The following is a 13,331-nucleotide window of genomic DNA, read 5'->3' as shown; positions in this document are numbered from 1 at the left end:
AGCTGGCTGCTATCTTCCCCAGCCTTTTAAGACTTCTGCCTCTTCAGCCTCAGAAGTCACTTTTTTAAACTTTACTCCGGGCGCACCCTTAACCGAAGCTTCGCATTCGGCCCAGGTTTTAAAACGCGTAATCACCCCGTTTTTTAAAACGACATACCACTGGGTTTTAGGTTTTTCTGATTTAGTCCAATTGTTCTCTGGCAATGGTTCAGTGGGCGGCGGCGTGGTGATATCAAACAGATAGTTTTCGCCTGACCCGTGATAGAGATTGACGTAGTCATTTTTTGATAAAGCGACGGCGATTTTATCACAGCGCTCGTTACCCGGTGTGCCCATATGGCCGCGCACATAATCCCATTTGATTTTAGCATTCATTTTCTTCTGCAGTTTAAAGACCACTGCATCCAGGGCCTCCCAGATATCCTGATTGACGACATCGGCGCCTTCGGCATTTTTCCAGCCACGTTTTTTCCAGCCGAAAACCCACTGGGTAATCCCCTTAATCACATAGACAGAATCCGTGTAGATTTGAATCGAAAATTCAGAGGAATTTGTCTGCTGATCGATGTAATTAAGCGCCGCCAAGACAGAGCACATCTCCATACGGTTATTCGTCGTAGCGATTTCGCTGTCGCCGAGCTCTTTAATTTCAACGTTTTTTCCCTGTATTGAGCCTATGATGGCTCCCCAGCCGCCTGGGCCTGGGTTACCCGAGCAAGCACCGTCCGTGTAAATGATAAATCGCATATGACACGATATTAGGGTGAAAACTCGAGTTTGTTAAATTCTTTAGGCACGCGTCTCGCATAGTTCCATAAAGAGACGTGGCTGGAACTTTTGATTCTGGCCAGAAAGAAACTATGCGAGCCTTAAAACGCAATGTATTGAATTTGGATTCGAAAGTGACACTATTAGCGGTAGTTGTCGCAATGTTCGCCAGTGTCTTTTTGGCGTCTAAAAGTTTTGCAGCCAATGTAAATACTTCACCAAACAAGAATGTGATGTCTGCTGATCAGGCAGAAAAAGTCGAAGAAAAAAAGAGCACGAAATTTTCAGCCTCTATAGATGTGTCACGTTCAACGAATCTTTACGATCATCAGGATGGTTCACGTTTTGACTCGTTAGATTTCCGCCTGGTTACGGGCTTAGCTTTTCCGTTTGGTCACTCTCTATCTATGGTTGTTGACTACGCCAATGACTTAAACGACCCGGAAAATACAGCCGCAGGCTTAATAGACCCCTCATTAAAATACTCATTTAAATCAACTGATTGGGCGTGGTCGGCACCGTATGTATTAACCTTCAGACCGAGTATTTCGACGGTTTTACCTATCACTGACCGTTCGACTAAACGCGACCAGTTAAATGGCTCATTATCAGGCGCGATTGCCTTTGGTATTAAGCCCGATGGCATCTACAAATCTGATGGCGTCTGGAATGTGATGGTTTCACTTTCGGCCGGACGTAATTTTCACACTTACGAAGAAGATATCAACGGCAAGGTACTTAGCAAGTACTCTTCAAACCAAGCGTTAGACCTTGGCTATTCGATCGGTGATTTCAGCTTTTCTGTAAGCTACTTACACCGCTCACGCTGGACTTATCAGGGCAATATCCGCGAATCGTTCGTGCTTGGCCAAGAAATCGGCTACAGCCTTAACGACAATTTCTCGGTTAACGCCGGCCACTCTAACGAGGGTTCGATGATTAAAGCCAATGGCTACGAATCGAACCTGGATGTAGTTGATGAGAATAACTCATCAGTCTACATGGGAATCAGCGCTTCAATTTAATATTTAAAGATTTAAGAGATTACAAAGTTTCAAGAAATTAAGAAATGAAAGTGAAAGAGGGAAATATGAAAAACAAACAGGAACGTAAGCTGCTAGCTTTGACGATGTCCTTAGTTGCGATCATGGTGATCACATCATGTACTAAAAAACGTGGTGCTGAACTGCCAGAAGACGCAAAAGCGGATATCTTTGCGATCTCTGAGTTCGGTACGCCATCGGCAACGTCGGCTTTTTCTGCCGCACGCTCTGATGTTGAATCTGCAGGCGCTGAAGATTCATTACAGGCTTTAAATACCGAGACGACAGCTAAGCTTTCTTCAGCGGAGGTCAATGTCCCTGACCGCATGAAGTTCATGTTTGATAGACTCCCAATGATCGGTCAATCGGTTAAAAACTTTAAAATTACTTTCTCGGTAGATAAAAATACCGTTACAGCCTATAAAGTGGCCGACTCTATCAATGAACTGACAGCTTTAGAAAAATCTATCGCTATTTCTGCCCGCCAGGCACAGTTATTAACTGAAGTATCACGTGCATCTGGTGCAGAGTTAAAATCACTGTTAACCCAGCAGCGTTCAGAGGCCTTAGCTTCTGAAAAAGTTAAAGCCGGCAAATCAGCAGGGGCTTTATTAGTTCCGATATTTAAGTACAACATCGTGGCTTACGGTGTATTACAAAAAGTTAAAAACGATCTTAAAGAAGATACTTCGGTATTAACTTTAAAAGCGACTGACTTTAAAAACGCGACTCACATCCAAATCAACTCATTATCAGATGCACGTGAAGTGATCGGCTTGAAAGCCGGCCAAACCAAGCAGATGAACGAGTTATTCGTAGCTTCGAAACTTGAAAACCAGGTTACAACAGCCGGCGAATTAGAATCACGTTTAAAAATCGGTTTAGCGTTTATCGACGATAACGCTAAAGTTATCACTAAAATTGATAGCGACAGCCTTTTAATTTACGAGATCACTACAATCGAGAACTTATCTGAAAACCAAAAACGTTTATTACAAACCAACAGCTCAAACGGCACGATCAAGCGTTGTTCTGACGAAGATGTTGCTTCTGCAGTCGCTTCTAAAGAGCAGAACTGTGTGGTGGTTTTAACGGCTAACGTTCAATTGGAGCACGTTAAACCTAAACTTTCTTTAACAGATTCTACCGGTGCAACTTCATCTGACGTTGAATTAGAAGAAGTTTCTGCCAATGAATCAGTTGGTTTAGTACAAATCCGCCAACAAACTCCGGCCGTTCAGGTTGAGTTATTAAATGACCGTTTAGATCCGAACAGCACTTTAGTGTTAGCTGACTTAAAAGGCGAATTCTTTTTTCGTCGTACCTTAGAAGACGCCGCTTCTTCATTTTTAGGCCGCACCGGTACTTCTGGTGATATGTCGTTAGTGAAGTTTGAGTTAGAAGACGAGCGCATTGTTGTTCGTAACCAGATGTCTTTAATCCAGTACACTGGGCAAGGTGCTAAAGATAAAGAAGAAATGATGTCAATCCCGGTTCGTTACTTCCGTGCGATCCGCGAAACAGCTAACGGCACTAAGTTGGCAATCCCTAAATGGGTTGAGACAACTAAAGAAAAAGCTGAAGTAGCTTCTATCGACTGGACCCGTAACTCGGTTCCGGATGCATCTTCTCCGCTAGCTTACTACGATATGGGTTCTTGCTTTATCGCTAACTCGTCACAAAAAGTAACTGATACAGATATGCGTTTGGCAACAGACGGTATCTTAAGCTTTTCTATCGCAAGTTCATACACTGTTGATACTTCGTGCGTAGCTATCAAAGATACAAATTCAGCCTACTGGTCAGGTATGGCGCAGTTTAACTACAATGTTAAAGAACGTATCTCTTTTATCAGACACGAGAACAAAGCTAACACTGATAGCCAGTTTTCAATGAACATTTCGCACATGGCTCAGGGTGCATTTAACTTCGGTGTATTTACACTAGCTGATAAAGTTACTAACAACGGCACTTTAAATAACCGTGATGGTTCTGAAAAGTACATGCCGATGATTCACGATTTCAGAAATGGCCGTGTTGTTAAATGGTACTTAGGTGGTATCAATGACGCCGCTGCGACAAATGCAGAAAGAAGACAATTATTAGTTGAAGCAGCTCAACAAGTTGTCAAAGAGTGGAATGCTTCATTCAGAATTTCATTCAAAGGCACAGCGTTAGAGCGCTCTGGCGATTACATCGAGTTAATCGTGGAAGAGCCAGGTAAAGAAACCGGTCGCCTTGGTGATTTAGACAAAAACTACATCTGGTTCAACGAAATCCCGGCTGATAACGGATTATTAGGTGTTGCCCAACCGGCCGCCAACCCGAAATCAGGTGCGATCGAATCTGCCAATGTGATCGTTTACACGGGTAACACGTTCCAACAAACTGAGAACTTATTAAAATCTACGAGAATTGCCCGTTCTTACGAAAAAATGATCGCTTCTGAAACGGCCCGTCTTATTGAAGAAGCCGAAAAAGCAGAAGCTGAAGCACAGGCTGGCAAAGATGCTCAACCGGTAGAAGTACCGGCTGAAGGCGATGCCAAAGCCCAACCTGCAGGTGCGGCAGCAGTTGCCGGCAAGATTAAAATGCAAGAGAGATCTTTAAAGCAAGCTTTAAAAGCCCTTGCAATTGATCAAAAAACTATCCGTGCAGCCCTTAAACAGTTAGACGTTAAAACTTCACCGAACACGGCTGCAGGTTTACCGGCTCTTTCTAAAGACATGTTTAAAGGTACGAAGAAAGGTCAGAAAATTAACTACCCGGTTAATGCTGATACTTTCACGTTGAAGTTAACTGAGCTTGCGATGGATAAATCGTTAAAACGAAATCCACAAGAACTAGAGTTCAGAATGAACGAAGTGATGATCAATCACGCCGGCCTTTCTGAGATCACTAAATCAGCTCTTAAAAAACGTCAGGCGAAATTATCTCTGGCTATGCGTTTTGAACGTGCACAGATTAACCGTCCGGGCTGTTTCTACCACTCTCGTCCGGATATCGAAGATGCAGCATTGAATGCCGACAAAGATCCTAAGAAAAACTTAATGATCAACTTCAAAATGGCGGTCATGAGCACATTATCGCATGAGTTAGGTCACGCATTTGGTTTAATGCATAACTTTACCGCTTCAACTGACGTAGCCAACTACGAATTTGCCGGCGAAAAAACCGAGCGCAATTACTCATCGATCATGGATTATATCTCTGATATCGAGCAACACTACGCAGGCCCTGGTCCTTACGATGTAATGGCAGTTCGTGCGGCTTACACTGGTTTAGTACCGTTAAATCCGGCGATCGTAGCGAACACAGCTTTAACTGATAAATGGAAAGCTGCTGGTATCAAAATCGTTAACGACAACTTAATCTCGATCAATGATGCGGTAAGAATCTTAGGACAGAAATCATTGGTACACTTTACTAAAGATACAGTTAATCCACGTGGCTTAATTCAGTACTTTGCCCAGTGTACGGATATGGAAGTCGGTACGGATATCATGTGTGCCCGCTTCGATACTGGTGGTTCACCACAAGAAATCGTAGCCAACAAAATTGCTGACTACACCCGATCTTATGCAAATAGATACTACGTTTACGACCGTATCAACTTCTCGTGGAACGAAAAAGTTGGTGTGATCTTACGTAACGTTCAATTGTTCGAAGAAATCCGTGGTTTCTTAGATCAAACGTTAATGGCTGCGATCTACGGTTCAGGCCGTGGCGAAGCTGCTGACCGCCAGCACTTAAACAACTTAGTTGAAGCGACTATCGCCGGTTACCAGTTCTTCCATGAAGTCGTACGTATCCCGGATGCAGACGGCACAAGCTTAATCAAAGTTGGTGAACGTTTTACTCCGGTTCCTTACGCTTACGAAGTTCTAAAACTTGATGGCAACGGCCAACCGGTTATCGGCGCCGATGGTAAACCTGAAACTGAAGTTAAAAAATCGATCAAGCTTTTAGAAGCTCGTTCGGTATATGATGTTGCGATGAACAGCAACAAACTTGATACTATCGGTATCGGTTACGACAAAATGTTTGCGATGAACTATCTATTGACAGCTTCACAAATGAACTCAATGGATGACTCGCAATTGAACATGATTTCATACACGGATTTCGAGCAGTTCTTCTTAGGTGTTAAAGACCCATCTGAATCTTTAACCATCCAGACAACTCTTGATATCTTAACTGGTAACTTATCTGCGGGCTTCCATGCTCCGAACGGCCAATTAATTAACGTTAATATGCCGGTAGAAGTTAACCGTAACTTAGCTGATAACACGGCAGTGGCTGCAGTTATCGGTATGAACCAGGCTAAATGGTCTTCTTACGATAAGTTTGCTGAGACTTTATTAGTAGCGCGTTCTTACGTTAAACACGCTCCTAAAGACCGCGTAAACGTGGTTCGTATGGGTCAGGATAGAAAGCTGTCTGATACTGTTGTTTACCACTCAGCGCAAAATGCAATGAGCGCAAACTCAATCATCATGCAGGCTGCCCGTTCTGAGACTCTGATCGGCGCAAAAACTGCCCTGTTCCCGATGTTAAAAACATTGGCTGAGGCTGACAAAAAAGTTAAAGCTCCGATCGCTGCGATCAAAGAAGCGGCTTGTCAGTTAGATCCGGAAACACAAGAGCCGGTTGACCTTGAAGGTTGTATCGCAGCTCTTCAGAAATCAGATGATGAGTACGTAGCTGAGTTATCGAAACAAGATCCTACGATCAAGCAAGCTAAAGCAAAAGCTGACAGCGAAGCTAAAAAAGTAGTGAACAAGTTCCGTCAGTTAAATGCACAGGAAGTCTTAATGCCTAAACAATTTGATGCTGCTGACTCACAAGTGAACTTTGCGGCACAAGTTGAGGTGATGAGAGAACAAATGTTCGCACAGATCAGCTTAATTGAAAGCTCATTAGCGACCTTGGCAACAACGCCGGTAGACCAGTTGGATGCAACTATCCAGGGTATCGTTGGCCAGCTACAAGGTATGGCGCAAGAGAACGAAAAAATTTCGGCATTACCGACTATGCAAGTGGCATTTATGTTCATGGCTGAATCTACGGCTGCGTTAAAAGTGAAACTGCAGGATGGCGTATCTGAAATTTCAGGTGAGCAAATCTCTGGTATCATGATGAACTCTAAGCAGTTAGCAGAAGAGCAAGCCCGCTTAACAGACGTGATCGACAAATTAAGTCTATACACTCGTTACGTAGACTTAGACCAAGCTAACACGCACTAAACGTTAGCTAAATAGTCAAAATTTCTCAAAACTTAGAGAAGTACAGAGGCCTGGTGAAAACCGGGCCTTTTTTTATGCTTAAATGCCTTACTTAAGTTAAGTTGGTCTGGCGTTTTGATTTTTGGTCGATCGAATTGATCTTCTGCGCCAGCGAATGCAGGTAATCAGTGGTTCTGAATTTAACCTGGATATTGTCGGTCTCACCGGCTAGGTAGCGGTCGATTTCACGCTCTAAGCGAAACAACGGGCCGGCAAATTTATTAGACGTATACAGCACAATAAAAATCCCGATCACTAAGTTTACGATCATCGGTAAGATAATTGATAAATATAAAAACTGTTTCCACGGACCAAGCACGCGGTAATCAACCACTAGGGTGATATCGGCGGCAACCTGTGCGCCCATCCATTTCATCGCCAGGTAAATTCCGGCCATCTGGATGATGGATAAAATCGTAAGACCGACAAAAATCTGCATCATTAGCGGTTTTTGGATCTCAGGGTAAATGAAATACTGACGTCTAAAAAGGCTCATGTTGCAAACTCCAGGTGTACATCTTGTTCGAAAATATCTTTAATTTTAACCTGCTGATCAAAGGGATAAATGACAGCAAGTCGGATGCGTTGGCCCCGCTGAACCAAACCCATCTGCTTCAAACAACCCGCATAAGCGCGCAGCTGTTCAAAGGCCTTATCTAAGTATTTCGCGCTTCCTGTTTTATAGTCAAGAATATACAGATCCTCGCCCACATACCCCCAGGCATCGATCTGCCCCTGAACCAATCGCGACTGCGCTCCGGAGCCGACCTTTAAACCAAAGCCCCACTCGACATGACCGCGGTCGAACATTTCGCGAAGATCGACTTGCGTTTGTTCTGTTAACCACAGCAAAGCCTTGCGATCAGCATCGGGTAAATTATCGGCCACTTCGTCGATCGTGTTGTATTTTAATGATTCAAAAAACTTATGTAAATCGGTTCCTTTTTGCGTTTTATTGTACGCTTTCACCGTTTGCTCGCTAAGCTCTTCGGCCAAGCGCTCTGGCTTGGCCTGAACTTTTTCGCCTTCATACGCAAGCTCAGCCGAAATGATACTCGTGACCCCGGCTGACACACGGTAATCCTTTTCTAAGTTAAGTGGTTTGAGCATGTGCGCTGTTTTCTGTACTTCTAGGTGAAGCTTTTCCGGCTCTTCAGCAATATCTAAAAATTCAACGTTATACTTTTCTGAGGCAAACTGCTCTGGTATCCAGTTAATTTTTTCTAACCACGAATTCTTCGGCGGATTTTTAGCATATTGTTTTCGGACCAGAGACAAGGAATCAATCGCACGTGTCAGCGCCACATAAAGCACACGGTCACTTTCATCTTGCGCGCGCTTTAAGAAGTTTTGATGAACAATATCAGCCCACGTCGTTGCAAATGATTTTTCAAACTGCGGCAGCTGCACTTTTAAAGCAAACTGCGCTGTTTCTTCGTTAAAAGTAAAAACATCAGCGCCAGAATTTTTAATAATATTATTAAAGCCGCTTACAATAACATGTTTAAACTGCAAGCCTTTAGACCCGTGCACGGTCATCAGAGAAACACGGTTTGCGGCAAAAAGCGGAATCCCCTCGCCATCTGACGAAGTCAGGTCTGAATTAAACTGCGTAAGTTCATGGTTTACAAAATCACTTAAATTAAAATCCGCGCGCATTTCATTGGCCATCACTGTCTGCATGAACTTCCAGATATTGGCTTCGCGCAAAGACGTTGGATCAAAGTGCAACGCTGAATCTAAGAACACCGACTGGCTGATAAACTGGAATAGGGCTTCAGATACGCCTTTTTCCAGGTACTGTTTTTCAATGGCCTTTAACGTGCCATAAACCGGATGATTTTTCTTTTTTAACTGTAGCCAAAATGATGTTGTCGTTTCGTCCTGACGAAGTTGGATAATATCCTGGTCTGAAATCGCAAACCAAGGGGCACGCACAAGGCGGATCAAATTATGATTGTCAAACGGATTAATTAAAAAACGTAAGAGCGCCAACAGATCGCCGACTTCCGATTTATCTTCAAAACCTTTAGAGATTTGCACTTGCACCGGCAGATTAAACTGATTGGCGTATTTTGCGAATTTTAGAATGTCGCTGTTATTTCTGAACAGAACTGTAATATCTGAAAAGGGAACACCCTTTTTGTGCAGGTTAATTGCCTGCGCCACAATCGCTGCAAATGGATTTTCTAAAGCTGTAATAAAGAAAGCTTCAGCAAAAGAACGTGAGGCAAAGTCTTCGTTCTTTGTTTTCATGGGCTTAAATTGCTTCGAATAATGATCAAAAAAATCATTCATAAACGTCATTAAACGTGCATGCGAGCGGAAATTCTGCATTTTTTGTGTTGTTGCAAAACCCCGCTTATTAATTTCAGTTTCTTTATTGGTAAAAACCTCTGATCTGGCTCCACGAAACAGGTAAATACTCTGCTGAGGATCACCCACGATAAATTGAAACTTGTCCTGCATCAGTTGATTTAACAGCTTAACCTGTAACGGTGAGGTGTCCTGATACTCATCGACCATGATAAAATCAAACTGCGAAGAAAATTGCTGCATGGCCTGCGGAGCTTCGTTTAAAATCTTCATTGAAAGTAATTCAAGATCCGCAATCGACATTTCACCGTTATTCAGGCGAAGGCGTTCGATAAACGCAGAGGCCTCGTCAGCTAACGCTGAAAACTGAGTTTGCACCTCGTCAGCTACTTTTAAATAGTGCTCAAAACACATCGGCGAAAGGCAGACTTCTTTAAAAATCGCCCCCATCGCATCGTTCAATTCTTCACTGATTTCCGGATTTTTTGTGCTGACTCTGAACTTTGCTGGCTTTGCCTCGTAGGCTGATAAAAGATCTTCATAATTCTGTTCTAAGATGGCTTTTTTAACCAGCTTAATAAATTCAACAGGCTGCTGCCACTTTTCAGGATAAGAGCCTGCGCCGGATAGAAACGTATCCAGCGTCGCCAAGACGCTGTCGCGCTCAGTTTTTGCCGCGGCAGCCAGAGTGGCAAAATCTGCTGCCTTAAAACCGGCGTGTTCCAATTTTAAGCTGGCCGAGTTAACAAGTAACTGAATCAACTGATCAAAACGAAAATGATCCAGAAGCATTTGATACTGCGTATTTTTCTCAAAAACGTTTTTAATATGCTTTTTTAAAGCGAAAAAAATCTTATAGTCATTCACAATGGCCAGGTCCGCCGGTAGGCCGATGCTTTCAGAATGCTGACGGATGAATAGGCTTAAAATGTTATGAATCGTCCCGATCTGTACAAAAGACTTTTTGTTAAAATACTGAAAAAGCTCTTCATCATTTGTTTCTAGCGCCTCTACGATTAAACGCTCTTTAATTTCTTGGGTCGCTTTTTTTGTGAAAGTGGTAATAATAATTTTCGGATAACGGCCGTTGGCGGCTTTAAACTGCTTGGCAAACGCAATACAGGTCGCAATTAACGTGGTGGTCTTGCCCGCACCGGCGCCGGCGCGGATAAACTGCACTTTATTCTTGGGGTTTGAAAAATCTATTTCAAATTGTTGACTCGACATGTTTCTACCCATTCGCACCGTTTACATAATTCTTCATCACTTGGTTTAACCGCAAAAACCCGCTTTTCAATATTCGCAAAGACATCCTTCATTTTGGCATGGAATTCAGAATAGATTTCAGATTGCTTATCTTTTGCAATGAATGTTTTCTTTCCCGGTTCTACGTAATTCGCAAACACGTTATTATCATTGAGAAGATAACCGTGCTTATGCTCTAATGTTTTATAAAAATAATAAACAGCCCCGACCGATTGAACCCCTAAGATCTGTTCAACTGCGATCGAATAGATCAACAACTGGAATTCGGAGTTCTCTACCCAGTCTTCGGCAAAACTTGTACTGTCATTTTTAGAGGATTTGTAATCAATCACCATCCCCTGCTTTGTGGTCTCATCAACATCTAAGCGGTCGAGACGGCCTTTGATAACAAAATGCTTTCCCGCAGGCTGAGCATTTGTAAATTCGAATTTTTCCAGATCGTAAAAAACCTGAATGACTTCTTCAGTTTTGTGGCGAAGCGAAGTAAAGCTACTTAGCCTTGCTTTTTCGGCGGCGATAAACTTAAGACCGATCGCCATGAGCTTTTCTTTATGCGGCCCCCAGAACACATCTAAAAACGGAAACAGGTTTCGCTCTTTGCGTTCTTTATCCAAGTGCGCTGATAAATCCTTCTCGCCGATGGTAAGATAATTTTTATCCTGTATGATAAATTTAAACAGATCGTGGATGAGCGTGCCTTTTTGGCGGGAATCAATTTCTAATCCCAGAGTATCAAATTGCTGCAGGCGAAATCCCTTGCGGGCTAAAAATTTAAATGAACACTGATCGTAAGCTTCGATGTCCGTCGGAGCGAGTGATTTCAGATTTAAACTATCCACTTCTAAATCAGCCGCAGCCACTTCCAGTTCAAGCTTACGCTTTAACTCTGGATGCTGATCAACCGTAAAGGCCTGTTGCTTTATATCCACCATGGTTGCCGGATAAGTTACGGCCTCTGGCTTTTTATTATTTTCTAAGAAGTACAAAGACGTATTTAGTGGATCTCCGGTGGCGGATACGTGCGCACAGGTAAAGTATTGCTCGTGACAAAAGGCCATCGAATACCAGCGCAGATTAAAATCGGCGTGTGATTCTTCGGGGTAATCCAATGCCAGATCAAAAGTCTTTTTAAGCTCTTCAATATCTGCCAGTGGAATCAGAGACGTTTGTCTTCCTTTTAAACCTGATTCATCTAAGCCTACCCATAATCTGTGGGTGGAATCAAGAACCGCAGCTGAATTAATCGGAAGAATCTGAACTCCTGAACGCGTCGGTTGCTCAACTTTGATTTCTTTCTTCGCCAAACGAGAGCTTAGTAGATTTAACCAGTCTGATAAACGAAGTTTAACGTCAACTGTTTGCTGGATAAAATCTTTAATAATACCCTGAAGTAATTTTTTATGTTCAAGCGTCTGATCAACCCTGATCCAGGATTGCAGCATGGCGACTAAAAAATCATCGCGCTTTAATTTCTGATCTAAATTAATTTTTTGATAAAATAAATCTTTAGCGGTTCCTAAACGGGCTAAGTCAGCATCATCCAGCAATTCGGCAAAAGCCGCTTTAAATTTTTCAAACTGTTGCAGATTCGAAGTTTCAGCAAAGCTACCATACGACATTTCCAGTTTTGTCCATGTGACATTCTTTGTCTGGGCATGAATCGTCGATAACCAGCGCTGGATCACACCAAGACTGATCATTGAACTGACCAGTTCTTTTTGCGCATGAATGCCTTCAGCCTCTAAATGAAACTTTAAGATTGGCCAGTAATCTTCGATGCGCGGAGATAAGACTAAGATGTTTTCAGGTTTTACGCCCGACTCAATCCATTCACGCACCTTAGTGGTGATATACTTAATCTCGTTAATTTCTGAATTAAAGCGGATAAATTTATCTGCGCCCGGGTTAACTGTTGCTTTGGCCTGTGTCAGTTGCGTGGTCTTACCGTAACCGCTGTAGTCTTTGTAGGTATTTAAAATATAATGAAATTTATTTTTCCAGGCCGGGTCAGGAACGATCACTTCAATGTGATTATCACGTGCCAGGGTATTTAACAGCCCCATCTCAAGCGAAGTCATTTGTGATCCCAGATCAAACACTAATTTTTTCGGCCAGACAATTTTTTCCAGATCCAGCTTTTGCAGGTAACTGACAATCCAGGCTGATTCGATGCAGTTATGTTCTTGTTCGATGTAATCAAGACACTTCTGCGCAATGGCGATCCACTTGCTCCAGATGGGTTTAACTTCTTTTTCCCCGACCCAGTCTAAGAGAATTTCATGCGAGCTTGGGTGCAGCAACAGCGGCGCAAGGTCGCTTACATACTTGTAAAGCGTTTTAGCTTCATGGCCATCAAGGTTATCGTCTTTGCCATGCTGTTCGATATATTGGCTGATTAAAACACGGATAAACTCGCTGGAAACAATCTGAGTGCCCGGCGCAAGACGGCGCATCCACATTTTCCAGAAGTCAGATACACGCAATATCGAATCGTCCGAATAATAGCCATACTTAGCGATACACTGTTCTTGAATTTCTTGTTTGGATTTTAAGTCAGAGACCACCCAGGTGGTGGTCTGCGGCTTAAATTCACTGAGTTTTTCGCGAATCTGATCAGGATGTGTGACTAATGTGAATTCAAGCATAACGAAGA

The 13,331-nt window shown here is 42.9% G+C and carries 5 protein-coding genes and 1 pseudogene; 2 read left to right on the top strand and 4 right to left on the bottom strand.

Annotated features, from left to right (window positions below; translation table 11 throughout):
• Nucleotides 1-9 precede the first annotated feature (9 nt).
• Nucleotides 10-747, bottom strand: coding sequence for a ribonuclease H1 domain-containing protein (locus AC04MM_RS00720; RefSeq protein ID WP_475378399.1), 738 nt, complete (start codon nucleotides 745-747; stop codon nucleotides 10-12).
• 113 nt (nucleotides 748-860) lie between these two features.
• Here AC04MM_RS00720 and AC04MM_RS00715 point away from each other — a divergent pair, with 113 nt between their 5' ends.
• On the top strand, nucleotides 861-1,793 hold the full coding sequence (locus tag AC04MM_RS00715; protein WP_475378398.1) for a hypothetical protein: 933 nt from the start codon (nucleotides 861-863) through the stop codon (nucleotides 1,791-1,793).
• A 65-nt stretch (nucleotides 1,794-1,858) separates the two neighbouring features.
• Nucleotides 1,859-7,057 (top strand): zinc-dependent metalloprotease, encoded by a 5,199-nt coding sequence (locus AC04MM_RS00710; RefSeq protein ID WP_475378397.1) that lies wholly within the window; start codon nucleotides 1,859-1,861, stop codon nucleotides 7,055-7,057.
• 91 nt (nucleotides 7,058-7,148) lie between these two features.
• Here AC04MM_RS00710 and AC04MM_RS00705 read toward each other — a convergent pair whose 3' ends face one another.
• The 3 genes and pseudogenes from AC04MM_RS00705 to AC04MM_RS00695 form a co-directional block, all read right to left on the bottom strand.
• On the bottom strand, nucleotides 7,149-7,592 hold the full coding sequence (locus tag AC04MM_RS00705) for a hypothetical protein (RefSeq protein ID WP_475378396.1): 444 nt from the start codon (nucleotides 7,590-7,592) through the stop codon (nucleotides 7,149-7,151).
• A 785-nt stretch (nucleotides 7,593-8,377) separates the two neighbouring features.
• Nucleotides 8,378-10,639 (bottom strand): annotated as a pseudogene (locus AC04MM_RS00700) (UvrD-helicase domain-containing protein); the annotation flags it as partial.
• Nucleotides 10,615-13,323 carry a PD-(D/E)XK nuclease family protein gene (locus AC04MM_RS00695; protein WP_475378395.1) on the bottom strand — a complete coding sequence of 903 codons (2,709 nt, stop codon included), beginning with the start codon at nucleotides 13,321-13,323 and terminating at the stop codon, nucleotides 10,615-10,617. The pseudogene AC04MM_RS00700 and the gene AC04MM_RS00695, both read right to left, overlap by 25 nt.
• Nucleotides 13,324-13,331: the final 8 nt, after the last annotated feature.

Source organism: Bdellovibrio sp. SBM16 (genome assembly GCF_056175625.1).
Note: the sequence above shows the minus strand (reverse complement) of the source record. Positions and strands in the feature narration are given on the sequence as shown.

What these genes read in the sequence shown, in the direction of transcription:
- AC04MM_RS00720 (WP_475378399.1), bottom strand. Translation starts at nt 747, where the DNA reads ATGCGATTTATCATTTACACGGACGGTGCTTGCTCGGGTAACCCAGGC.
- AC04MM_RS00715 (WP_475378398.1), top strand. Translation starts at nt 861, where the DNA reads ATGCGAGCCTTAAAACGCAATGTATTGAATTTGGATTCGAAAGTGACA.
- AC04MM_RS00710 (WP_475378397.1), top strand. Translation starts at nt 1,859, where the DNA reads ATGAAAAACAAACAGGAACGTAAGCTGCTAGCTTTGACGATGTCCTTA.
- AC04MM_RS00705 (WP_475378396.1), bottom strand. Translation starts at nt 7,592, where the DNA reads ATGAGCCTTTTTAGACGTCAGTATTTCATTTACCCTGAGATCCAAAAA.
- AC04MM_RS00695 (WP_475378395.1), bottom strand. Translation starts at nt 13,323, where the DNA reads ATGCTTGAATTCACATTAGTCACACATCCTGATCAGATTCGCGAAAAA.